Below are 25,046 nucleotides of genomic sequence, written 5' to 3' on the forward strand. Positions count from 1 at the left end.
GAATTATTATCATTAATTTTGCAGACGTTGACAAGCCTGGGTCGGCTTTTTTTAAAGCCATCGGACCCTTGAAGCGGTGGGCGTGGCGAAGCAGGGCGAGCGGACCTGCCGGCCCGCGTCAGGCGGTCGCGCAGGCGTGCGCGTTCGGCGAGGAAATGGTGACGGATTCGACCGGCGCCTCGAGGCCGAGCAGCGTCGACGCGAGCGCGCGCAGTTGCAGGCCGTCGCTCGTCGAACAGAAGCGCGGCGGCGCGGCGTGCGTGCCGGCCGGCGCGCGCAGCCCGCGTTCGTCGAGCACCCGCGCGAGCTGGCGGGCGATGGCATCGCTCGTGTCGACGATCGTCAGGCGCTCGCCCACAAGGTTACGAATCGTTTCCGTGAAGAACGGATAGTGCGTGCAGCCGAGGACCAGCGTATCGGCGCCGTCGTCGAGCATCGGCTGGATGTAACGCTCGAGCAGCGCGCGCAACGCGGGGGAATTCGTGTCGCCGCGTTCGATCGCTTCGACGAGCCCGTGGCCGGGTTGGCAGATGAAGCGACGGCCCGCGCCGTAGCGGTCGAGCAGCGCCTGGAAGCGCGGGCTGTTCAACGTGGATTGCGTGGCGAGCACGCCCGCGACGCCGGTCGCGGACAGCGCGGCGGCCGGCTTGATGCCCGGCTCGACGCCGACGAGCGGAATCGACAGGCGTTCGCGGATCGCCGCGATCGCCCGTGCCGTTGCCGTGTTGCACGCGATGACGAGCGCTTTCGCGCCTTCGCGGGCGAGCCATTCGCCGATCGCCAGCGTGCGTTCCGTGATGAATGCCTCGTCGCGCGGGCCATACGGCGCGTGGTGCGAGTCGGCGACGTAGACGAACGATTCGTCGGGCAGATGCGCGCGCGCGGCGCGCAGCACCGACAGGCCGCCGAGGCCCGAGTCGAAGATGCCGACAGGGGCGGTGGCGTGCGGAGCGGTAGCGGCGGACGGGTTCGTCATCGTCGGGCGGGCGGCGGGCCGGCGGGTGGCGCGATTACTCGGGCGAACCCATCATCGTTTGCTGATAGTTCTGCAGGCCGACCTTGCCGATCAGGTCGATCTGCGTTTCGAGCCAGTCGATGTGCTCTTCGGTATCGTCGAGAATCTTCTCGAAGATCTCGCGCGACACGTAGTCGCGCACCGATTCGCAGTAGGCGATCGCTTCCTTGCAGGTGGACTGCGAGATCTGCTCGAGCTTCAGGTCGCACTTCAGGATCTCTTCGGTTTCCTCGCCGACGAGCAGCTTGTGCAGGTCCTGCAGGTTCGGCAGGCCGTCGAGCATGAACACGCGCTCGATCAGCCAGTCGGCGTGTTTCATTTCGCCGATCGATTCGTCGTATTCGTGCTTGCCGAGTTTGTCGAGGCCCCAGTGCTTGTACATGCGCGCATGCAGGAAGTACTGGTTGATCGCCGTGAGTTCATTCTTCAGTTGGGCGTTCAGATATTCGATGACTTTCTTGTCGCCTTGCATGGCTGTTCCTTGTTCAGTGGGGCTTCAGAAACCGAACGATAATCGCTCGAACGAGAAAAGCCAAGCCTCGAAGCCTTGTCGGGCCTGCCTTTTGCGTGTAATGAGAATCAGCCTCGAACAACCGGCTGCGCACAATAATGAGAATGAGAAGTAAAAAGGCCGGACGTCCGTCCGGCCTTTCGTTCGATCGCGCTTAAGCGGCAGCGACCGGGATCTTGCCGATCTTCGCCTGCCATTCCTTCGGACCCGTCTGGTGCACCGACGTGCCCGACGAATCGACGGCGACCGTCACCGGCATGTCCTGCACGTCGAACTCGTAGATCGCTTCCATGCCGAGGTCTTCGAACGCGAGCACCTTCGCGCCGCGGATCGCCTTCGACACGAGGTAGGCCGCGCCGCCGACCGCCATCAGGTAGGCCGCCTTGTGCTTCTTGATCGCATCGATCGCGACCGGCCCGCGCTCGGCCTTGCCGACCATCGAGATCAGACCCGTCTGAGCGAGCATCGTCTCGGTGAACTTGTCCATGCGCGTGGCCGTCGTCGGGCCGGCCGGGCCGACCACTTCGTCGCGCACCGGATCGACCGGGCCGACGTAGTAGATCACGCGGTTCGTGAAGTCGACCGGCAGCTTCTCGCCCTTCGCGAGCATGTCGGCGATGCGCTTGTGCGCGGCGTCGCGGCCGGTGAGCATCTTGCCCGACAGCAGCAGCGTCTGGCCCGGCGTCCAGCTCGCGACTTCTTCCGGCGTCAGCGTGTTCAGGTCGACGCGCTTGCTGGTTTCGGTGTTCGGTTCCCACTGCACCTTCGGCCAGGCGTCGAGCGACGGCGCTTCGAGCTTGGCCGGGCCCGAACCGTCGAGCACGAAGTGCGCGTGGCGCGTGGCCGCGCAGTTCGGAATCAGCGCGACCGGCTTCGAGGCCGCGTGCGTCGGCGCCGCCATGATCTTCACGTCGAGCACGGTCGCGAGGCCGCCGAGGCCCTGCGCGCCGATGCCGAGCGCGTTGACCTTCTCGTGCAGCTCGACGCGCAGTTCCTCGACCCAGTCCTTCGGGCCGCGCGCGATGATTTCCTGGATGTCGATCGGCTCCATCAGCGATTCCTTCGCCATCAGCATCGCCTTCTCGGCGGTGCCGCCGATGCCGATCCCGAGCATGCCGGGCGGGCACCAGCCGGCGCCCATCGTCGGGACCGTCTTCAGCACCCAGTCGACGATCGAGTCGGACGGGTTCAGCATCACGAACTTCGACTTGTTCTCCGAGCCGCCGCCCTTCGCCGCGACCTGCACGTCGACCTTGTCGCCCGGCACGATCTCGTAGTGGATCACGGCCGGCGTGTTGTCCTTCGTGTTCTTGCGGGCGCCTTCCGGCGGATTGACGATCGACGCGCGCAGCACGTTGTCCGGGTGCGTGTAACCGCGGCGCACGCCTTCGTTGATCATGTCGGTCACGCCCATCGTCGCGCCGTCCCAGCGCACGTCCATGCCGACCTTCACGAAGATCGTCACGATGCCGGTGTCCTGGCAGATCGGACGCTTGCCTTCCGCGCACATGCGGCTGTTCGTGAGGATCTGCGCGATCGCGTCCTTCGCGGCCGGGCTCTCTTCCAGCTCGTACGCGCGGCCGAGGGCCTGGATGTAGTCGAGCGGGTGGTAGTAGCTGATGTACTGCAGCGAATCCGCGATGCTCTGGATCAGGTCTTCCTGTTTGATGACGGTCATGGCTGAGACTCTGTGGGGACAGTGGGGAAGGGTTGGCCGACGGTTCAGGCCGCCGGTCGGGACGCCGCTGGCGCATGCGTCTCGTGGAAATGGGCCGGATGCGTGTGCGTCGTCAGGCGATCGACCCACGCCATCACGAGCGCCGACACGAGGAACGACACGTGGATGATCACCTGCCACATGATCGCGTGCGTCGTGTGCTGGTCGGGGTTGATGAAGGTCTTCAGCAGGTGGATCGACGAAATGCTGATCAGCGCCATCGACAGCTTGACCTTCAGCACGCCCGCGTTCACGTGGTCGAGCCATTCGGGCTCGTCGGGATGGCCCTCGATGCCGAGCCGCGACACGAACGTTTCATACCCGCCGACGATCACCATGATCAGCAGGTTCGAGATCATCACGACGTCGATCAGGCCGAGCACCGCGAGCATCACGCTGATTTCGTCGAGGCCCGTCGCATGCGACAGCAGGTGCCAGACTTCTTTCAGGAACAGGAATACGTAGACGGCCTGCGCGACGATCAGGCCGAGGTAAAGCGGAACCTGGAGCCAGCGGCTCATGAAAATCAGCGCGGGAAGCGGTCGAAGCGGGCGACGGCCGGGGCGGCCGGGCGAATGCGGGGCGGACATGTCGGAGTACGGGCGCGGGGCGCAGGTATCGGGGGTAATCTTGAAAAGGCGCGCTATTGTAACGCGTCGGCCGGCGCGGCTGCAGCGACGCGCCGGTACTGCGAGGGACGGATCACGAGGCGGCGGCCGGCACGTTTTTCACACGCAGGCTGGCGAGCACGATGCCGGTGACGACGCACGCGAGCGCGATGCCGTGCGCGAGCGTCGGGCGCTCGCCGAGGAACGCGATGCCGTACGCGGCCGCGGCGATCGGCAGCACCGCGCTGAACACGCCGGCCAGGCTGCCCGGCACGTGCCGGATACCCTTCATCCACAGCCAGAACGAGAAGATGCTGGCCGACAGCCCGTACCAGACGACGAGCGCCCAGGTGCCGGCCGGCACGCTCGCGTAATCGAAGCGCCACAGCGCCGTCGCGCCGAGCGGCAGCATCAGGAACAGGCCGAACAGGTGGGTATAGGCGCAGATGTCGATCGGCGCGAGCGTTTGCGTGAGCCGGCGCGACAGGATCACGTAGATCGATTCGCAGCACACCGCGCCGAGGATCAGCAGGTTGCCGGTCAGCGAGCCGGACGCGTCGCCGTGCGCACCGTGCCCGGCCGCGCTGCCGTTGGCGAGGTTGATCGTCACGACGCCGACGATCGCGAGCGCGATCGACACGAGCGCACGGCCGTTCGGCTTTTCACGCAGGATCAGCCACGCGAACAGCGCGACGATCGCCGGGATCGTGCTCGTGATGACGCCCGCGGCCACCGCGCTCGTGCGCTGCACGCCGTTGAGCATCAGCAGCGTGAACATGAAGGTGCCGAAGAAGGCTTGCAGGAACAGGTTCAGCCATTCGCCGCGCTTGACCGCGCGCATTTTCACGGGCCTGAACAGCGGCCACAGCACGGCGATCGCGATCACGAAGCGCAGCGTGGCGAGGATGGCGACGGGGACGAATGCAACGATGGATTTACCGATACCGACGTTGCTGCCGACGAACAGCATCGACAGGATGAGGAAGAGGGCGTAGCGATTCAAGCTGGAATCCGGAAGGCGAGTTCAGTTAGGATTGTAGGGTCGCGGTTGTAACAGCGTAAAGCCGGCCTCGATGCGGCGCCGCCCGGCGCATGAAGCGGCCATGCCGCGTAAGTGACGGGTAAGTTGGAGCGCTTATCGTGGACACTGCCGGGCCGCAGGTCGCGTTCGCGTGATGTGGTGCGGTGCAGCATCGTGCGCAGGCCGTCGCGGCCGCGTGCGGGTGGGTGGGAGACAGCGGCGCGCGAGCGCCGGCCAAGACGCGCGGCGTGCACGATCGCGCCGCCATGCAGAGGATTCATGTTCACCAAGGGGTAGTCGATGTCTGCGATTGAATCGGTTCTTCACGAAACCCGTCAGTTCGCGCCGCCCGCGGCGCTCGAGAAGACGGCGACCATTTCCGGCATGCCGGCCTATCGCGCGCTCGTCGCCGAGGCCGAGCAGGATTACGAAGGCTTCTGGGCGCGCCTCGCGCGCGAGGGCCTCGCGTGGCACAAGCCGTTCACCCAGGTGCTCGACGAGCGCAACGCGCCGTTCTACACGTGGTTCGAGGACGGCGAGCTGAACGCGTCGTACAACTGTCTCGACCGCCACGTCGAAGCCGGCAACGGCGAGCGCGTCGCCGTGATCTTCGAGGCCGACGACGGCACCGTCACCCGCGTCACCTATGCCGACCTGCTCGCACGCGTGTCGCGCTTCGCGAATGCGCTGAAGAAACGCGGCATCGCAAAGGGCGATCGTGTCGTCATCTACATGCCGATGTCGATCGAAGGCATCGTCGCGATGCAGGCCTGCGCGCGCATCGGCGCGACGCACTCGGTCGTGTTCGGCGGCTTCTCCGCGAAATCGCTCAACGAGCGGCTCGTCGACGTCGGCGCGGTCGCGCTCGTCACCGCCGACGAGCAGGCCCGCGGCGGCAAGACGCTGCCGCTCAAGAGCATCGCCGACGAGGCGATCGCGATGGGCGGCTGCGAGGCGGTCAAGAGCGTGATCGTCTATCGCCGCACCGGCGGCAAGATCGACTGGCATGCCGAGCGCGACCTGTGGATGCACGAACTCGCCGACGGCGAGTCCGACACGTGCGAGCCGACCTGGGTCGGCGCCGAGCATCCGCTGTTCATCCTGTATACGTCGGGCTCGACCGGCAAGCCGAAGGGCGTGCAGCACAGCACGGGCGGCTACCTGCTGTGGGCCGCGCAGACGATGAAGTGGACCTTCGACTGGAAGCCCACGGACGTGTTCTGGTGCACGGCCGACATCGGCTGGGTCACCGGCCATACGTACATCACCTACGGGCCGCTCGCATGCGGCGGCACGCAGGTCGTGTTCGAAGGCGTGCCGACTTATCCGGACGCCGGCCGGTTCTGGAAGATGATCGACGATCACAAGGTCACCGTGTTCTACACCGCGCCGACCGCGATCCGCTCGCTGATCAAGGCGGCCGAAGCCGACGACAAGGTTCACCCGAAGAGCTACGACCTGTCGAGCCTGCGCATCATCGGCACGGTGGGCGAGCCGATCAATCCGGAAGCGTGGATGTGGTACCACAAGCACGTCGGCCACGAGCGCTGCCCGATCGTCGACACGTGGTGGCAGACCGAAACCGGCGGCCACATGATCACGCCGCTGCCGGGCGCGACGCCGACCGTGCCGGGGTCGTGCACGCTGCCGCTGCCGGGCATCACGGCCGCGGTGGTCGACGAGACGGGCCAGGACGTGCCGAACGGGCAAGGCGGGATTCTCGTGGTCAAGCGCCCGTGGCCGGCGATGATCCGCACGATCTGGGGCGACCCGGAGCGTTTCAGGAAGAGCTATTACCCCGAGGAGCTCGGCGGCCGGCTGTATCTCGCTGGCGACGGTACCGTGCGCGACAAGGAGACCGGCTACTTCACGATCATGGGCCGGATCGACGACGTGCTGAACGTGTCGGGCCACCGGCTGGGCACGATGGAGATCGAATCGGCGCTGGTGTCGCACGAGCTGGTGGCCGAGGCGGCGGTGGTCGGCCGTCCGGACGACACGACGGGCGAGGCGGTCGTGGCGTTCGTCGTGCTGAAGCGTTCGCGCCCGGAAGGCGACGAAGCCGCGGCGCTCGCGAAGGCGCTGCGCGACTGGGTCGGCAAGCAGATCGGGCCGATCGCGAAGCCGAAGGACATCCGCTTCGGCGACAACCTGCCGAAGACGCGCTCGGGCAAGATCATGCGGCGCCTGTTGCGCTCGCTCGCCAAGGGCGAGGCGATCACGCAGGACACGTCCACGCTCGAGAATCCGGCCATCCTCGAGCAGCTCACCGAAGTGCGTTGAGCACACGGTTGCGCGTCATGCGCGCGAGCCCCTGCGCGGCAATCCGGATTGCCCGCGCAGGGGCTTTTTGCTACATAACGGCATGACCGTTCCGACCCGTTCGGCGCCTGCCGCGCCACCCCCCGTTCCCGCGCCGCTCGCGCGTGCGCACGCACGCTACTGGCGCTTCAACGTCGCGCTGATCGCGGTGCTGATGGTGATCGGCTTCGCGGTGTCGTTCATCGTGCCGTTTTTCGGACCTGCGCTCGCCGGCGTTCGCTTCGCGGGTTTCAGCCTGCCGTTCTATGTCGGCGCACAGGGCGCGATTCTCGTCTACCTCGTGCTGATCGTCGTCTACATCGGGCTGATGCAACGCGCGGACCGTACGCTGCGCCGCGCGTACGACGAGCATGCGGCACGCGCCGGCCCTGCGAGCGGCGGGCGCTGATTCATGCTGACGCATCGACTGATACGCGCGTACGCGCTCTACACGCTCGGGTTTCTCGGGTTCGTGCTGCTGATGTGGCGGATCGAGCGCGCGACGGGCTCGGGCGTCTGGATCGGCTACGTGTTTCTGTTCGTGCCGATCGCCGTGTATGCGGTGATCGGGTTGTTGTCGCGCACGTCCGATCTCGTCGAGTATTACGTGGCCGGGCGGCGCGTGCCGTCCGCGTTCAACGGGATGGCGACGGCGGCCGACTGGCTGTCGGCCGCGTCGTTCATCGGCCTGGCTGGCTCGCTCTACGCCACCGGTTACGACGCGCTCGCGTACGTGATGGGGTGGACGGGCGGGTTCTGCCTCGTCGCGTTCCTGCTCGCGCCGTATGTGCGCAAGCTCGCGCGCTACACGATTCCCGATTTTCTCGGCACGCGCTTTTCGAGCACGGCCGTGCGCGCGCTCGCCGCCGGTGCGGCGATCCTGTGTTCGTTCGTGTATCTGGTCGCGCAGATCCAGGGGATCGGCCTGATCGCGACGCGCTTCATCGGCGTCGATTTCGCGATCGGCATCTTCTGCGGGCTCGCGGGCATTCTCGTGTGCTCGTTTCTCGGCGGGATGCGGGCGGTCACGTGGACGCAGGTCGCGCAGTACATCATCCTGATCAGCGCGATCCTGATTCCGGTGTCGCTGATCGCGATGAAGAATGGCCTCGGGCCCGTGCCGCAGTTCAATTACGGCAAGCTGATGGTGCGCGTCGCGGGCCGCGAGGCGCAGGTGCGCGACGCGCGCGACGAGCAGCAGGTGCGTGATGCGTACCGCCGGCAAGCCGCGGAGATCCAGACGCGGCTCGACCGGTTGCCGGCGTCCCATGCGGACGCGCGCCGGCATCTCGTCGACCGGCTTGCCGACCTGCGGCGCCACAACGGGCCGCTGCGCGAGATCAGCCAGCTCGAGCGCGATCTGGCCGATTTCCCGCGCGATCCGGCGGCGGCGCGCGTGGCGTGGACACAGGCGCGTGACGACCTCCTCGCGCGTGCCGAGCCGCCCGTGCCGATGCACGAGCCGTTTCCGGCCGCGAGCGAAGACGAACGCAAGCCGCGCGAGCGGAATTTCCTCGCGCTGCTGCTGTGCCTGTCGCTCGGCACCGCGAGCCTGCCGCACATCCTGACGCGCTACAACACGACCACGTCGGTCGCGTCCGCACGGCGCTCCGTCGGCTGGACCCTGTTCTTCATCGCGCTGTTCTACCTGAGCGTGCCGGTGCTCGCGGTGCTGATCAAGTACGAGATCCTCGCGAATCTCGTCGGGCGGCCGTTCGCCGAATTGCCGGCGTGGGTCACGCAATGGCATCACTTCGAACCCGACCTGATCAGCGTCGTCGAGGTGATTCGCGACGGCATCGTGCACTGGTCGGAAATCCAGATGCAGCCGGACATGGTCGTCCTGGCCGCGCCGGAGATCGCGGGGCTGCCGTACGTGGTGTCGGGGCTGATCGCGGCCGGTGCGCTGGCCGCGGCGCTGTCGACCGCGGACGGGCTGTTGCTGACGATCGCGAACGCACTGTCGCACGACGTCTATTACTGCATGGTCGCGCCCGATGCGACGAGCCAGCGGCGCGTGACGATCTCGAAGGTGCTGCTGCTGGGGGTGGCGTTGTTCGCGTCGTATGTCGCGTCGCTCAATACCGGGAAGATCCTGTTTCTCGTCGGCGCCGCGTTTTCGCTGGCGGCGTCGAGCTTTTTCCCGGTGCTGGTGCTGGGCGTGTTCTGGAAGCGCACGACGACGCGCGGCGCGATCGCCGGGATGGTGACGGGCTTGGCGGTGTGCGTGTACTACATCGTGTCGACTTATCCGTTCTTCACGCAACTGACCGGGTTCGCCGGGCGCGCGTGGTTCGGGATCGAGCCGATCAGCTCAGGCGTGTTCGGCGTGCCGGCGGGGTTCGCGGTGGCGATCGCGGTGAGTCTGTGCGACAAGCGGCCGGATGAATATACGCGGGCGCTGGTGGATTACATTCGGCATCCGTGAGCGCAGGCGGGAGCACGGTGTCGACGTGCCGAATGGAAAGCCCCCTGACTTCTCAGGAAATCGGCTGGCTTCATGCTTTTGGCGAGGAGAGGGCGATTCGCCCGCACAAGCGCTGGCCGCAGATTCCGCGGATTCGATTGCAAGCGAATCCGTTCGAACTCCCGCCGCCGAACCATCGGCCTGCTTTTCTCCGGAAACGAAAATGCCCGCTGGCGCGGGCATTGAATACTGGCGGAGAGAGGGGGATTCGAACCCCCGATAGGCGATTAACCTATACACGCTTTCCAGGCGTGCGACTTAAACCACTCATCCATCTCTCCGGAAGACCGAGAGTATAGCAAACTCTGGCGGCTGCCCGCCACCCCCTTCGGCGCCCGTCAGAAATCCGTCGTCACCGACAGCCACACCGAGCGCGGGTCGCCCTGCGTCAGATATCCGCCGATCGTCGACGACCAGTACGACTTGTTCGCGACGTTGCGCACGGTCGCGCGGAACGTCGTCTTCTTGCCGAACAGGTTCGTCGCGTAACGCGCGCCGAGATCGAAGCGGTCCCACGCCTGAATCGACATCGTGTTCGCCACGTCCAGGTACTGCGGCCCCGTGTGGATCCAGCGCGCGGTCAGCGTGAGTCCGTTCAGCATCGGCACGTCGTATTCGGCGCCCGCGTTGAGCAGGAACGACGGCACGCCGATCGGCCGGTGGCCGTCGTTCGCGCCGCCCGCCGTGTTCCGCAGCGTCGCGTCGAGATACGTCGCGCCCGCGATCAGCCGCACGCCTTTCCACGGCTCGCCGTACACGGCCGTCTCGATGCCGCGGTGCCGCTGCGTGCCGTCGGCGCCGTACAGGTTCGTCGCCGGATCGGTGTACGCCATCGGCTTCTCGATCTGGAACAGCGCGAGCGACGCGCCGTACTTGTCGGTGTCGTAGCGGACGCCGGCTTCATATTGCTTCGACCGGTACGGCGACAGCGCCTGGCCCGCGTTGCGTGCGGTGTTCGGCGCGATCTCGCCCTGTGCGAGCGCCTCGCTGCGGTTCGCGAAGATCGACACGTTGCGCCACGGCTTCACGACGAGACCGAACACCGGCGTCGTGATCGCGTCGCTGTAGGTGGTGGCGACCGCGCCCGTGTAGTCGAAGTTGTCGACCGAGATCGACTGGCGCCGCGCGCCGATCGTGAACAGCACGCGGTCGTCGAGGAAGCCGAGCGTATCGGATACCGCGAGGCTGCGCAGCCAGGTCTTCGTGACGGTGCCCGGATCGTTCATGTCGCCGCCTGCATAGGCGGTTGGCGGGGACGCGAGCGGCGCCGGATCGTAGAGCGTCGTCGGGAACGCGTTCGACATCGTGTACGCGGACTGGCTGTCGATGCGGATGAACGACGCGCCGGCCGTCACGAAGTGCGACACGGGGCCGGTCGTGAAGCGGCCGCGCACGCCGGCTTCGGCAGACTGCGCATCTTCCTTGTGCGGCACGCTCAGGCGCGAGCCGGTCGTGCCGGACGACGAGTAAGTCGGCGTGTAGTAGTCGCCGTGCTCGTTCGTATGGCGTGCGCCGGCCGATACGTAGGCCGTCCACGCGGGCAGGAAGTCGTACTCGGCGCGCACGATGCCGACCGTGTCCTCGAGTTCGCTGAAGCTCCACGGCTGCGCATAGTTGTGCGTCGCGGACGGCACGGCGGGCAACTGATTGCCGCTGACGAGCACGACCGGGCGGCCGTCGTCGATCCGCTGCCGCTGATACAGGAAGTCGCCGGACAGGCGCAGCTTGTCGCCGCGCCAGTCGAGCGACACCGCCGTCACGTTGCTGCGGCGGCGTTCGTCGTCGACGGCGGTGTCGCCGCCGTTGACCGACTGGTTCACGCGCACGCCGAACTGGCCTTCGCTGCCGAAGCGGCGGCCGATGTCGACATGCGTGCCGAGCGAGCCGGACGTGGCGCCGTCGACGGTGACGCGCGTGAGCGGCTTGTCGTCCGCGCGCTTCAGTTGGAGGTTCACGCCGCCGCCGACCGCCGAGCCGTTCGGCGATGCACCGTTCAGGAATGCATTCGCGCCCTTGAACACGTCGACACGCTCGACCGCATCGGTCTGGACGAGCTGGCGCGGCGTGACGCCGTACAGGCCGTTCAGCGACACGTCGTCGCCGGCGAGCTCGAAACCGCGGATGACGAAGACCTGCGAGAAGTTGCCGTAGCCGGAGGCGCTGCGCACGGCCGGATCGTTGTCGAGCACGTCGGCGAGCGTGCGCGCCTGCTGGTCCTCGATCAGTTTCGACGTGTAGGTGGTCATGCTGAACGGCACGTCGCTCGCCTTTTGCCGGCCGAGCACGCCGAAATCCGCGCCGCGCGCGACCTGGCCGCCGGCGTAGGTCGGCGCGAGGTCGCCGGGCAGCGGCTCGGCCGCGCCGGTCACGTTGATCGACGGCAGCATGGTGGTGTCGGGTGCGGCGTTGGCGGCGGAAGTGGCCTGTTGGGCCCGGGCGGCGGCCGGGAAGGTGCAGGCGAGCGCAATGCGGAAGGCAATCGGCGTGAGACGCCGGACGGGTAACGAAAGTGTCGACATGGGACGCAATTCGGGTGTGGTCGGTGATCCATCCCAGGGCGGCGAGTCGGAATCCGGGCGGCGTGACGCGTCCGTGCTGTCGCGGACGTGTTTTTATCGAGCGGCGGAGTCTAACGCAAACGAGAATCATTGTCGTTTACGGAAAGATCTGTCCACTATTTGAGATAATCGGATCGTTTAGCGACGACGGCGCGCGACCGCCGAGCGGGCGTCGGGATGGACATGCGATCATGCGAAGTCCGCATTCGTCGTAACAAACCGTCCGCATCGGTTGCGGTCCGTCGGGCCGATCGCGTCGATGCCGTCCGCACCGCTCTCTTCAAAAGGAACGCCACGCCATGTCGCTCTCCGCCTTGCTCGCCTTTGCGCTGATCCTGTCCGTTGGTGTCGCGACGCCCGGCCCCACGGTGTTGCTCGCGATGAGCAACGGTTCGCGCTACGGATTGCGTCACGCGATGGTCGGCATGCTCGGCGCCGTCACCGCCGACGTCGTGCTCGTCGCGCTGGTCGGGTTCGGCCTCGGCGTGCTGCTCGACGCGTCGGAAACGGCGTTCGTGACGCTGAAGCTGCTCGGTGCGGCGTGGCTCGCGTATGTCGGTATCCGGATGCTGACGTCGAGCGGCGGGGCCGCGGCGGCGCAGCCCTGCGTGCCCGCGACGCCCGATCGCCGGAGCGCTTTTCTGAAGAGCTTCTTCGTCGCGATGAGCAATCCGAAGTACTACCTGTTCATGTCCGCGCTGCTGCCGCAATTCGTCGACCGGTCGCATGCGATCGCGCCGCAGTACGCGATTCTCGCGGCGACGATCGTCGCCATCGATGTAATCGGGATGACCGGTTACGCGCTGCTGGGCGTGCATTCGGTTCGCGTATGGAAGGCGGCCGGCGAGAAGTGGCTGAACCGGATCAGCGGATCGCTGCTGCTGATGCTCGCGGGGTACGTTGCGCTGTATCGCAAGGCCGTGCATTGACGCGGTGACGGAGCGGGGAAGCGGCTTGGCGCCGTGCCATCAGGACGCATGACGTGGCCGACGGTCGGTGTTTCGGCGCGACGTTCGTCGGTATCGACAGGCGAGGGGATGTCACGATTCGTGACGTAGTGGTGCCGTTCGTTCGGCCCATATTGGAGAGGCGGGGCACATACGGGAACGACACCGGAGTGACGATCGAGGGGCCCGGGACGGGACCGGCCCGTTTCGAAAGAATGTGAAGGGTTGAGCCCGTTTGGCGCTTTGCAAAAAAGATTCTAAATCCTGTCAAAAAGCCGTCACCAACCTGACAAATTTGCTATGCTCGCCGAAAATCAGACGGGCGGCACTCCCAGGGCGGACCAGCGGGCGTGATTGCCCGCCGAACAACGAAGTCAAACAAAATCCTGAGAGTCACGCTGTGAATACAGCCGAATTGCTGCGCACGTTTGCGTCGGGGGTGGTCGATCAGAACAATCGGCCGGTTCGCATGAACTGGGGGCCCGCCCAGAAAACGCTCGAACAAGTGCTTGCGCTCCAGTATGCCGATATCCGCGAAGGGTTGATGACCGGTATCGACGGGCATTTGACCTGCGTGTCGGCACGGGCCGATCTGCCGATCCGCAGCTTCATCGGGCTGCCAGTCTCCGTCGAGATGACGACCGATCGCGGGCGTCTCCATACCATCAACGGCATTGTCACCGACGTTCGCACCGGACAATCGGACGGCTCGCTGACCTGCTACCAACTGACGATTCGCGACGTGCTGTCCGTGATGGAGCGGCGGACCAATTCGCGGTTGTTCCGGTCCAAGAGCCTGCCCGACATCCTGGGGGTGCTGCTTCAGGAATGGCGCCAGCGCAGCTCGGCGCTCGCGGGCGCATTCGAGTTTGACCTGTCCGGTCTGCAAGCCGAGCGTTACCCCGCGCGTGAACTCACGAGGCAGGTCAACGAGTCGGATGCGCATTTCATCCGGCGGCTGTTGCGACGGGAGGGGGCGACCGTCTTCGTCAAGGCGGGCAAGGCCGGCGAGCGGGCGAGCGGCAATGCGCACGACACGCCGGTTCATACGCTCGTCTTTGCCGACGACTCGATGAAGTTGCCGCAGACGGCCGCCGGCACCGTCCGCTACCATCGCGACGCCGCCACCGAAGAGCGCGACTCGATCACGCTGTGGGCGACGAGCCGCCGATTGATCCCGGGCAAGATCGTCCGGCCGACGTGGGACTACAAGAGCGGCCGGATGTCGCAAACCGAGCAGGCGACGATCGTCGATCAGGGCGACGGCGGCAACGACCTCGGGCATTTGCTGGCCGACGTCGTGATCGACATCCCGCATGCCGGGGATTCGTCGTCCGATCTCGACCGGATCGGCAAGGACCGGATGCTGGCGCATGAACTGCGCGCCGAATCCGTCGACGGCGTGAGCAATGTGCGCGATCTGGCCGTCGGACACTGGTTTGCGCTCGCGGAGCATCCGCAACTCGACATGTTGCCGGCCGAACAGCGGCAGTTCGTCGTCACGTCGCTTCATCATTGCGTGCGGAACAACCTGCCGAAGGAACTGAACGAGCGCGCGCAATCGCTGTTCGCGGCAAGCCGCGTGCTGTTCGACGCGGTGCCGGCCGACGTGAGCGGCAAACCGGGCGACGAAAACGACAGGCGCTACGAGAACACGTTCTCGTGCGTGCGCCGCGGCGTGCCGCTGACGCCGGCCTACGATCCCCACGTCGATCTGCCGCCCGTGCATCCGATGACGGCGGTCGTCGTCGGGCCGCAGGGCGAGGAGGTGTTCTGCGATGAAATGGGCCGCATCCGCGTGCGGATCCAGGGGTTGAGCGCCGACGATCATGCGCACGCCCAGGGCGCCGGCACGAGCGGTACGCCGTCCGACAGTGCGCCGGTACGCGTCGCCTGCGCGCTCGCCGGGCCGAGTTTCGGCGCGAATACGTTGCCGCGCGTCGGCATGGAAGTGCTGATCGGCCATATCGGCGGCGATCCGGACCGGCTCGTCGTGATGGGTGTACTGGCCAACGGGCCGAACATGCCGGCGACCTTCAGCCATACCGGCGCGCTGCCGGGCAACCGCTATCTTTCCGGCACGAAGACGAAGGAAATCAAGGGGCAGCGGTACAACCAGATTCGCTTCGACGATACGCCCGGGCAGATCAGCAGCCAGCTGGCGAGCGAGCATGCGTACAGTCAGCTGAACCTCGGCTATCTGACGCAGCCGCGCGACAACGGGCAGGGGGCGGCGCGCGGCGAGGGCGCCGAATTGCGCAGCGATGCGCACGTGGCGATTCGCAGCGGCAAGGCGATGCTGATTTCGGCCTGGGAGCGGCTTCGCGCGAGCGACGGCCACCTCGCGCGGGACGAGTATTTGCAACTGATGCAGGAATGCGTCGAACTGTTCAAGAGTCTCGGCGACTACGCGGGCCAGCATCAGGGCGTGGCGCCCGATACGCAACCGCACGACGCGCTCATGACCACGGTGAAAGGCTGGCCGAATGGAGGGGCGTCCGGCGGCGGTGAGTCGTCAGGCGCGTCGATGGCGGCCATCGGCATCACCGCGCCGGCCGGCATCAGCATGGCGACGCCGAAGACCGTGACGACCCACGCGGGCGGCAACGTCGATGTCGTCGCGCAGAACCATCTTCAGTACACGAGCGGGCAGCGGATCAACCTGCAGGCCGGGCATGGCGTCGCGATGTTCGCGCATAGCGAGGGCGTATCGGCGATCGCCAACCAGGGGAAGGTGGCGCTGCAGAGCCAGAACGACGACACGCAGATCGATTCGGCGAAGAACATCCAGATGACGGCGGGCGGCGGCAAGCTCGCGGGAATGGCCAGCGAGCAGGTCGTGTTCGTGACGTCGGGCGGCGCGTATCTGAAGCTGCAGGGCGGGGATATCGAGCTCGGGTGTCCGGGGAGTTTTACCGTCAAGTCCGCGTCCCATACCTGGGCCGGGCCGGCGAGCATGAGCGCCGATTTTCCGAAGTTCGACCAAGGCTCGCTGGGGCGGGTGCCGAAGCTGGTCCGGGCCACCGACGGGCAGCCGGTCGAGGGCATGGAAGCCGAGGTGCGAAAGGCGTCGGGCGAATTGATCAAGGGAAAGACGGACGCGCAGGGCAAGCTGGCACCGGTCAGCAGCGATCAGTTCGAACAATTGGCGGTTCGCTTTTTCAAGTCGAGAACCTGAGCTGAGTCTTCAAGAAAAACAACATGTCGAACTACAACTTTGCGCAGAACCCGGGCGGGCAACCGTCGACGGACGACCCGTCGCAGACTTCGGTGGGCGGTGGATCGGGGACGATGCTGTTCAACCGCAACGACCTCGAATGCGTGATGCAGATGCCGCTGCCGGGCGTCGTCATTTTCGTGCACGGGGTGAATTCGGAAGGGGAATGGTTCAAGGAGGCCGAGAAGGGGTTGTGTGCCGGGTTGAACCGGCGCATGGGGCGTTATGACGATCAGCTGTTCCATTGGGGGCCGGTGGCCGGGCAGATGACGCCGGTCAGCTATATCGAAAGCCTGACGCCAGACGGTTTCCTGAATCCGGACATGTCGTCGAAGACGTACATCAAGCCCGATCCGTCCTTTTCGCCCGTCATCCACTTTCGATGGGGCTATGCCGCGAATGCGGAGGAGCTGCAGAAGTATGGCGACAAGATCATGCTCAACGAGAAGAATTACTGGGGCGGTGGTCCGTTCGCGGGCGGGTGTACGAGTTTGCCGGATCTGTGGAACGACGGGTTGAACGATCGGCTTTTTCTGTGGCTGACCGTCCAGCACATGAACGGCATCGGCAATCGAAAAATCTATTCGACGCCACCGCGCACTTACGGTGTGCTTGGCGCACTGCGGCTGGCACGCCTGGTCGAATCGATCCGCAAGCGACAAGCCGACGCGCCGATCACGATCGTGTGCCACAGCCAGGGAAACATGATCGGTCTCGCCGCAGCGTTTCTCGGTGACCGGTTGCCCGAGGTGACGGATCAGTGGGGCAAGAAAGGGCGCTGCGTGGCCGACACCTATGTGCTCGCCAATCCCCCGTACAGTCTCGTCGAGGCCAACATGACCGACTCGTGGGCGCAGCGCGGGGTGCGCGACAAGAACGGGCACGTGGGGCGCGAGACCTATGTCGCGCGCAAGGAAACGCTGAGAGCGTACTTCGATATCCTGCGTGCTCGGGCCGAGCTCGAGATGCCTGCGGAGGATCTCGATCGGGCGATGGAAAACGCAAGACCGTCGAAGAACGGGGGCAAACCGTATAGCGCAGCCAAGGACCGGGAGGCGCATGGGTTGTACCAGAAAAACACCTACGGGAGAGTGACGCTGTACTGCTGCCCGCACGATCAGGTCATTTCCGCCTTGACCGTTCAGGGAATCGGCTGGCGCGGGATGAGTATCGATGAAATCAGTTCGACGAACGGGTGGGGTGTTTTCTCCCAACGCGTATTCGCGTCGAATTTCGAGGTGGGCGGAGAGAACAAGCTCTATCGGTATTGGCAGGACGACTGGCGCAAGGACAAGAACCAGAAGGAAGGCTTCTGGTATCCGCCATCACCGCCTGCACGGTATGGTCTTGGACGAGGCATGCATTCCAATGACAAGTTGCTCACGAAGTTTGTCACGCTTATAACGAGCCCCGCTCTCTATCTGTTCAATTTGACCGACATGAAGGTCAATGCCGATCCGCCAAAAGACTGGGAAGTCCCGATCACGGCGCCGATGCTAGACGAGGAAACGCGCTTTCTCCCGAAGGCCTTTCGCTACGACAAACCATCGGGCGCTTGCGATGCGCAAGGGAAACCGATCGAGGAAGGGAGCTTCAACGAGAGCTACGATCCGCCGTCGGCTGCGCGTGACGCCAACAAGGAGAACAAGCGCGATGATGATCCGTACGACAACTTCGATGCGAAATCGGAAAAATTCAAGACTGAGGGTGATGCGCTGAAGGCGCAGGGGGATGCGGCGTCCGAAGCTGCGCAGCGGTATGAGGATCATTCCATTCTCCGGATGGAAGCGCGGAGATCCGGAAACCGTCGATGGGTGGACAAGTTCGGAAATGTGGTCGGGGAGGACAATCCGGGGGCCGCGAGCGCTGACTATACCGAATGGCGGAACAACGAGATATTTCAGATTCTGAACGGCGGGGACAAGAATAATCCAACGAACCATTCGACCATCATGACCAACAAGGACCATGCTGAGAAGGCGTTGGCTTATGATGTGGCAATTGGGCTCTGTTATCTGACTGAGACGGATTTGGAGGAAATCAGGATTCAGGCTGATTGGCGATTTGCCAATGGTTTGGGGGATGAGGGCCAAAATGGTAAGATGGCAGAATATATTATAACTGGGAAATGTGAAAAATTATTTTTGCAGGATTGGGTTGTTAAGGATGATCATGCAAAAATGCCTTCCAAGATACACGACGAAAGAGATGGCGGATTTTTCCTGAAGCTTGGAGGCATTTTATGAGATCGGCCATTGCTACATGGCCGCGTCGATTCGGAGTCGCCGGCGGTGCATTGCTTCTTGCGCTGGGTGTATCGGTTTTGATATTGGTTGCGTCTGATGAGCGGACAGGAGCATTGTTGAGCATGGGAACTTTGATGAAGCGGTTAGTCCTGGTTCCAGGACTTGTAGCAATCATGGTATTTGCATTTACAACGGTGATTGCGGGCCCGCGAGCAGTGGCGGCTTCATTGGACGAGAAGGCGGTTCCAGTCACCGGAGCCGGGGCGTCCAGGCCATTCGTGGCTCAGGTCGTCGGGCTTGGCTGGATGAACCCGCTGCAGCGCAAGGATTACAGCACCGAGTGGCAGATATTGTGGACGCTCGGCCTAGTAAAGCCGAATGTCAACGATGACATGGTTCGGGTCAATCCCAAAAAATACTCAACATTGCAACCGATTTCTATCGTGGCCGATGGCCGCTGGGGGCGTGAATCGTTTTCCGGGTTCTATAAGAAGTATGTCAATGAGTTGCTGGTACTTTTTCGGACTCGATATTTCACGAATGAAGATTATTTTTACACTGTTAGATCAGATAGCCAGAAGAAGTGGCGAGAATTGGCTGGCATGCATGTCGAACTGGCAATCCCCTCTGGTCGACTCGATCCTGAGCTGGCGTCGTCGCATTTGCGAGATCAGATTGTTAATTTTTTCGAAATAGGCAATCCGTCGGCTAAAAATTTATGGAGCCACGACACACCGCCGGATGTGCATGTGACATCGGGGCAGGGGAATGCCGGCTTCACGTCGCTGAACGCGGCACTGGACTATCTGGCCGCCCACCCGGACAAAAGCGCGTGGGTGATGAACTGGGACGCACCGAGCTTCCCGCCGAAGGACGAACAGATCAACGAGAACATGGTGGTGCTGTTCCTCGCCGGTCCCGACCTGAAGACCGAGCGTGAACCGCTGGCCTGGATCGGCAAGGCTGCACGAAGCAACGTCAAGGATTTCGACGCAAAGCAAGGCGCGAGCCGCGCGGTGCAGGCATGGAAGTCGACGATCGAAGCGGCGGCGAGTAATGCAGGCGTGCCGGTGTCGTCGGTAAATTACATCGTGCACGACGCGGGCAAGGGCAGCGATGCTGCATCGACACGCATTGCGTCACTGTCGCAGACGCTGACGGAAGTACTGCCCGAATACGATTTCCGTACGCAGACCTTCAATACATCGGCGCTACTCGGTGACATGGGCGCCGGTGCGGCGCTGACCGATGTGGCGCTGGCGATCGGCCGCGCGAATCACCTTGGTGGAAATGTGCTCGTAGCCGGAACGACCGACGCGGAGCATCCGACGGCAGTCGTCGTCGTCGCGCCTTCGAAGCTGACGCCGATCGACGCCGACAAGGACTGGTTCCGCGCGCGCGGGGAGAACAACGCGTACTTGCCGTGGTGGGGGCGCCGTCACGACGCACGTCCGGCATCGCAAGGCTATTCAGAATAAGGAGCGCGCATGCGCGGCATCATTCGAGTTGGCGACGCAACGAGCCACGGCGGTCAGGTCGTGACCGGCAGTGCGGTCAGCGAAGTGATGGGGCGGCCGGTCGCCCGGCTCGGTGACACGTGTGTCTGCCCGATCGCGGGCCATCAGGCCTGCTTTATCGCCGAAGGCGATCCGCAGGTCATCGTCGACGGAAAACCCGCTGCATTCGATGGTCACAAGACATCGTGTGGTGCGACGCTGATTTCGAGTCTAGCGTCGTCCGGACGGGAATGAATTGCCGAACCGGCGCGGGGGATTGGCCGGTTCGATCGGGAATATTCATGCACTGCTTCAAACTTGCGAGACGCATCGGGTGCGTCTCGATCGTCATGGCGACACTCTTGTCGGGCTCGCCGTTGCGGGCCGCGACGAGCACTACATCGGCGCAATCTGTCGAAGGTGCGTCTGCCGCGCCGTTTGTTGCTCAAGTCGTCGGACTTGAATGGCTCAATCCGCTGCAGCGTCGCGACTATCCGACCGAGTGGCAATTGCTATGGACGCTCGGGTTGGTGAAGCCGAATGCTAATGACGACATGGTGCGCACAAACCCCAAAAAATACTCGACCTTGCAGGCGGTTTCCATCGTCGCGGACGGTAACTGGGGAAGTGAGACGTTTTCCGGGTTCTATGAGAAGTACGTCGACAAACTTCTGCTTCTCTTTCGTTTGCGATATTTTACGAACGAGGATTACTTCTATACCGTCAGCGCGAGTTCACGGCGGAAATGGAGGGAACTGGCTGGCATGCGAGTCGAGTTGGCTATTCCAGGTGATAGGCTGGCCTCTGAACTGGCAGCAGCATATCTGCGGGATCGTGCCGTCAACATTTTCGAAATCGGCAACCCCTCCGCAAAAAATCTATGGAGCCGCGATACGCCACCCGACGTACACGTGACGTCGGGCCAAGGCAATGCCGGCTTCACATCGCTGAACGCGGCGCTGGACTATCTGGCCGCGCATCCCGACAAAAGCGTGTGGGTGATGAACTGGGACGCACCCAGTTTTCCTCCGCACGACGAACAGATCAACGAGAACATGGTGGTGCTGTTCCTCGCTGGCCCCGGTCTGAAGACCGAGCGCGAACCGCTGGCATGGATCGGCAAGGCGGCGCAAGGCAGCGTCAAGGATCTCGACGCGAAGCAGAACGGGAGCCGCGCGGTGCCGGCATGGAAATCGACGATCGACGCAGCCGCAGCCAATGCGGGCGTCACGGTCTCGTCGCTGAACTACGTTATCCACGACGCAGGCAAGGGCAGCGCCACCGCGTCGGCAAGGGCCGCGTCCCTTTTGCAAGGGCTCGCGGAGGCCGTGCCGGAAAGCGACCTCCGCGGCGCGACCTTCAACACGTCGGCACTGCTCGGTGACATGGGGGCCGGTGCTGCGTTGACCGATGTGGCGCTCGCGATCGGCCGCGCAAAACATCTCGGCGGAAACGTGCTCGTGGCAGGCACGACCGACGCCGAGCATCCGACGGCCCTGGTCGTCGTCGCGCCGTCGAAGCTGACGCCGATCGATCCCGACAAGGAGTGGTTCCGCGCACGCGGAGGGAACAACGCGTACTTGCCATGGTGGGGGCGCCGTCACGACGCGCGCCCGACGTCGCAAGGCTATTCGGACTAGGACGCGACGTAAGGGGTTGCGTTAAGCAATCTGTAACAATCAGCGGAATAACGAGAACCCGATTCTTTCAAAATACTTTCTGATTCTCTTTGCCAATATGCACGGGGAAATCCGGATTCGCGCTCCATCAAGGCACGGGTCCTGACGTGTCGGAGGCCGTGTCGGAATTCCTATCGCATGTCTTACATATCGTATGTAAATTGAAAGACTTGCCCGACTTGACGCGCCGCCCCGTCGCCCCTTATTGTCCGTCTGCCGCCCGTGAGAGAGCACGACGGCAACCGCGCAAGCGCGTCTCGCGCGCACGACAACACGTAGCAAAAAGCAGAAAAGGAAACGTGGTAGCACATGAAGCCGCTATTCGACGACAACAAATCCGATGCGGTCAGCGATCGTCCGTCCACCCCGTCTTCGTCGCCCGTCGCCGTGCCGGCAGCCGTCGCCAACGTCGTCGTGCCGGCAGCGTCGCCGACGGAACATGCGCGCCTGATCACCGTCGACGAGATCGACCAGCTCGGCGCGACGCAGGGCACGCGGATCGCCGCCTTCTCCCAGCAGATTCTCGCGAGCGTCCGGGCATCGGACGCCGACCAGTTCGGCGACAAGCTCAACGAGCTGATCGCGACCGCGAAGGGGCTCGACCCGCGCGGCGCCGACAAGGGCGGGCTGCTCACGCAGGTCACCCGGCTGTTTCGCTCGACCAAGGAGAAGCTGCTGTCGCAATACGAGTCGGTGAGCAAGCGGATGGACACGCTCGTCGTCGAGCTCGAAAACCATGCGCAGCGCCAGAAGGCCGGCATCGACGAGCTCGAGCGGATGTACAACGACAATTACGCGCTGCACCAGGCGCTCGCGCAGTCGAAGGCGCACGGCGAAACGGCGCTCGTGACGCTGCGCGCGCATCTCGCGGCCGGCCAGCAGCCGGCTGACGATGCATTCGCCGCGCAGCGCCTGCTCGACGTGAAGCGCAAGGTCGACGCGCTCGAAAGCAAGCTCGACGACCTCGATCGCGCGATGCTGATGTCGAAGCAGCTCGCGCCGCAGATCCGGATGGAGCAGGACCAGAAACGCACGCTGATGTCGAAGTTCATGACGATCAAGACCGTGCTGATCCCCGCGTGGACCAATGCGTTCGCGCTCTATCTCGAGCAGCTCGGCACGAAGCGCGCGGCGGCGCTCGCGAACGCGACGTACGACGCGGCCGACGAGGCGATCCGCGCGCAGGCCGACCTGAATCGCCGGAACGCGCAGGAAGTCGCGAAGCTCGGCCAGCGTCCGGTGATCTCGACCGACACGTTCGAATACGCGCAGCAGCAGCTGTTCGGCGCGTTCGACGACATCACGCAGATCATCGCCGACGGCAAGCGCCAGCGCGAGCAGGACGCGCCGCGCCTGCGCCAGCTCGAACAGGACCTGATCACCCGATTCGCTCCGAAGCACAACTAAGAGAACCGAGAGAACACTGCATGATTACGCTTGAGAAACGCGCGGCGAAGGTCGCGATCGTCCTCGAAAAACGTCAGATCCTGAAGCCGCCCGTCGTGCGCGTCGGCGCGGCGCTCGACATTTCGGGCTCCGCGAAGCCGCTGTACCAGTCGGGCGTGATCCAGGAGACGCACGACCGGATTCTCGGCATCGCCCTGAAATTCGACGACAACGGCGAAGTCGACACGTGGACCTTCACCGAAGGCTACGACCGCCTGCCGACCGCGACGCCGGACAACTACGGCTCGTACATTTCCGACCATGTGCTCAACGCGCGGATCGACAAGTGGGGCGGCACGCAGTACGCGCCGGTGATGAACGACATCGTCGACTTCTTCTTCCGCGCGCCGGAGCCGAAGCGCGAGGAAAAGCGCGGCTTCCTGAGCCGGCTGTTCGGCGGGGCGGACGACACGTCCGCGCCGGCCGCCTCGGCGCCCGTGAACGGCCATCTGCCCGCATGGGTGCTGTTCGTCACCGACGGGCAGAACCCGAAGAACGATCGCAAGCGCGTGCGCCAGTTGCTGGCCGAATCGCAGCATTTCCCGCTGTACTGGTCGCTCGTCGGCGTCGGCGATCCGAGCGAATTCGATTTCCTCGCGGAAGTCGCGGACGACATGCCGAACGTCGGCTTCCTGCATCTCGAATCGCTCGACCTCAGCGACGAACAGATCTACGAACAACTGATCACGCAGGAATTCTGCGACTGGGTGCGCGCGAAGTAAGCGCGCCCCGCCAGCCCATTTTTCTGAACTCGATTACCCCATCATGTTGAAAGACTTCAAGATCCCGTTGTCGCTCACGGCGCTCGCGCTGATCGCGGCCTATCTCCTCGGCGGCGTGAAGGACATGCTGATCGTCGCGGTCCTGTGCGTGCTCGAAATTTCGCTGTCGCTCGACAACGCGGTCGTCAACGCATCGGTGCTGAAGAACTGGTCGGAGAAGTGGCGCAACCGCTTCATGGTGTTCGGCTTGCCGGTCGCGGTGTTCGGCATGCGGCTCGTGTTCCCGCTGCTGATCGTCGCGGTGATCGGCCACATCGGCCTGTGGGATGCGCTGACGCTCGCGATCGAATCGCCGGACAAGTACGCGGCGGTGCTGACGTCCGCGCATCACGAGGTGTCGGCGTTCGGCGGCGCGTTCCTGCTGATGGTGTTCTTCAAGTTCATGCTCGACACCGAGAAGGACGAGCACTGGATCGGCTTCCTCGAAGGCCCGATGCGTCATCTCGGCCGCATCACCGCGCTGGAGGTGGCGCTGACGCTCGCGATCGTGATCGTCGCGTCGTTCTACGTGCCGGCGGCCGAGCAGGTCAGCTTCCTGCTCGCGGGCGCCTTCGGCGTGATCGGCTTCGTGATCGCGCACGGCGTGGGCGACCTGGTCGGCGGCGAGGACACGGGCACGCGCGTGGTGCGCGAAGGCGTCGCGGGTTTCATGTATCTGGAAGTGCTCGATTCGTCGTTCAGCTTCGACGGCGTGATCGGCGCGTTCGCGTTGTCGAACAACATCTTCCTGATCGCGCTCGGCCTCGGCGTCGGCGCGGCCTACATCCGGGAGATGACGCTCGTGTTGCTGAAGAAGGGCACGCTCGCGCAGTACCGCTTTCTCGAGCACGGCGCGTTCTGGGCGATCGGCGCGCTCGCGACGATCATGTTCCTGGGCGTGAAATTCGAGGTGCCCGAGGTCGTCACGGGCCTGATCGGCGCGGCGATGATCGCCGCGGCCGTGTGGTCGTCGATCGTCGTGCAGCGCAAGGAAGACCGCGCCGCGGTGGCGGGCAAGTGAGCACGCGTCACGCGGCGCGATAACCATCAACGAGG

The 25,046-nt window shown here is 64.4% G+C and carries 18 protein-coding genes and 1 tRNA gene; 12 read left to right on the top strand and 7 right to left on the bottom strand.

All coding sequences use genetic code 11. The features are described 5' to 3' along the window. Nucleotides 1-118: 118 nt before the first annotated feature. The 5 genes from murI to WS96_RS12125 all read right to left on the bottom strand — a co-directional run bounded on the left by murI (nt 119) and on the right by WS96_RS12125 (nt 4,854). Complete coding sequence (gene murI / locus WS96_RS12105; RefSeq protein ID WP_059832762.1) at nt 119-976, bottom strand: glutamate racemase; 858 nt, start codon at nt 974-976, stop codon at nt 119-121. A 34-nt stretch (nt 977-1,010) separates the two neighbouring features. After that, entirely contained in the window at nt 1,011-1,487 is a 477-nt protein-coding gene (bfr, locus tag WS96_RS12110; RefSeq protein WP_006482753.1) for a bacterioferritin, read from the bottom strand. A 193-nt stretch (nt 1,488-1,680) separates the two neighbouring features. Then, nucleotides 1,681-3,204: a fumarate hydratase gene (locus tag WS96_RS12115; protein WP_059832764.1), complete on the bottom strand. Its 1,524-nt coding sequence runs from the start codon at nt 3,202-3,204 to the stop codon at nt 1,681-1,683. 44 nt (nt 3,205-3,248) lie between these two features. Further along, complete coding sequence (locus WS96_RS12120) at nt 3,249-3,833, bottom strand: TIGR00645 family protein (protein WP_034207817.1); 585 nt, start codon at nt 3,831-3,833, stop codon at nt 3,249-3,251. A 112-nt stretch (nt 3,834-3,945) separates the two neighbouring features. After that, entirely contained in the window at nt 3,946-4,854 is a 909-nt protein-coding gene (locus WS96_RS12125; RefSeq protein ID WP_059832767.1) for a DMT family transporter, read from the bottom strand. Between the two features lie 318 nt (nt 4,855-5,172). On the opposite strand from WS96_RS12125, the gene acs reads away from it, so the two are divergent. The 3 genes from acs to WS96_RS12140 all read left to right on the top strand — a co-directional run bounded on the left by acs (nt 5,173) and on the right by WS96_RS12140 (nt 9,601). Next, nucleotides 5,173-7,155, top strand: coding sequence for an acetate--CoA ligase (gene acs, locus WS96_RS12130; protein ID WP_059832770.1), 1,983 nt, complete (start codon nt 5,173-5,175; stop codon nt 7,153-7,155). A gap of 82 nt (nt 7,156-7,237) precedes the next feature. Next, a complete protein-coding gene (locus WS96_RS12135; protein WP_059504019.1) occupies nt 7,238-7,582 on the top strand; it encodes a DUF4212 domain-containing protein in 345 nt (114 codons plus the stop codon). Nucleotides 7,583-7,585: 3 nt separating this feature from the next. Further along, nucleotides 7,586-9,601: a sodium:solute symporter family protein gene (locus WS96_RS12140; RefSeq protein WP_059832772.1), complete on the top strand. Its 2,016-nt coding sequence runs from the start codon at nt 7,586-7,588 to the stop codon at nt 9,599-9,601. Nucleotides 9,602-9,830: 229 nt separating this feature from the next. On the opposite strand, the gene WS96_RS12145 is transcribed toward WS96_RS12140, so the two are convergent. After that, nucleotides 9,831-9,921: transfer RNA gene (locus tag WS96_RS12145), tRNA-Ser, on the bottom strand. Nucleotides 9,922-9,978: 57 nt separating this feature from the next. Next, a complete protein-coding gene (locus WS96_RS12150; protein WP_059832775.1) occupies nt 9,979-12,159 on the bottom strand; it encodes a TonB-dependent receptor in 2,181 nt (726 codons plus the stop codon). Between the two features lie 338 nt (nt 12,160-12,497). Between WS96_RS12150 and WS96_RS12155 the strand changes: the two genes are divergently transcribed. From WS96_RS12155 to WS96_RS12190, 9 genes are all read left to right on the top strand, one after another. Next, a complete protein-coding gene (locus tag WS96_RS12155) occupies nt 12,498-13,127 on the top strand; it encodes a LysE family translocator (protein ID WP_059832777.1) in 630 nt (209 codons plus the stop codon). A 418-nt stretch (nt 13,128-13,545) separates the two neighbouring features. Next, a complete protein-coding gene (locus WS96_RS12160) occupies nt 13,546-16,323 on the top strand; it encodes a type VI secretion system Vgr family protein (RefSeq protein ID WP_059832780.1) in 2,778 nt (925 codons plus the stop codon). A 23-nt stretch (nt 16,324-16,346) separates the two neighbouring features. Continuing rightward, nucleotides 16,347-18,608 carry a T6SS effector phospholipase Tle3 domain-containing protein gene (locus WS96_RS12165; RefSeq protein WP_059832783.1) on the top strand — a complete coding sequence of 754 codons (2,262 nt, stop codon included), beginning with the start codon at nt 16,347-16,349 and terminating at the stop codon, nt 18,606-18,608. Beyond that, nucleotides 18,605-20,086 carry a virulence factor gene (locus WS96_RS12170; protein ID WP_156443624.1) on the top strand — a complete coding sequence of 494 codons (1,482 nt, stop codon included), beginning with the start codon at nt 18,605-18,607 and terminating at the stop codon, nt 20,084-20,086. Before WS96_RS12165 ends, WS96_RS12170 begins: the two co-directional genes overlap by 4 nt. Before the next feature lie 9 nt (nt 20,087-20,095). Continuing rightward, on the top strand, nt 20,096-20,359 hold the full coding sequence (locus tag WS96_RS32270; protein WP_027784933.1) for a PAAR domain-containing protein: 264 nt from the start codon (nt 20,096-20,098) through the stop codon (nt 20,357-20,359). A gap of 47 nt (nt 20,360-20,406) precedes the next feature. Further along, nucleotides 20,407-21,744, top strand: coding sequence for a hypothetical protein (locus tag WS96_RS12175; protein WP_059832785.1), 1,338 nt, complete (start codon nt 20,407-20,409; stop codon nt 21,742-21,744). 348 nt (nt 21,745-22,092) lie between these two features. Beyond that, nucleotides 22,093-23,190 (top strand): toxic anion resistance protein, encoded by a 1,098-nt coding sequence (locus tag WS96_RS12180; RefSeq protein WP_059832788.1) that lies wholly within the window; start codon nt 22,093-22,095, stop codon nt 23,188-23,190. 20 nt (nt 23,191-23,210) lie between these two features. Beyond that, nucleotides 23,211-23,951, top strand: coding sequence for a VWA domain-containing protein (locus WS96_RS12185; protein ID WP_034207806.1), 741 nt, complete (start codon nt 23,211-23,213; stop codon nt 23,949-23,951). Nucleotides 23,952-23,994: 43 nt separating this feature from the next. Continuing rightward, a complete protein-coding gene (locus WS96_RS12190) occupies nt 23,995-25,011 on the top strand; it encodes a DUF475 domain-containing protein (RefSeq protein ID WP_034207805.1) in 1,017 nt (338 codons plus the stop codon). The last annotated feature ends 35 nt before the right edge of the window (nt 25,012-25,046 follow it).

The organism is Burkholderia sp. MSMB1835, from assembly GCF_001526365.1.
Lineage (GTDB): Bacteria > Pseudomonadota > Gammaproteobacteria > Burkholderiales > Burkholderiaceae > Burkholderia.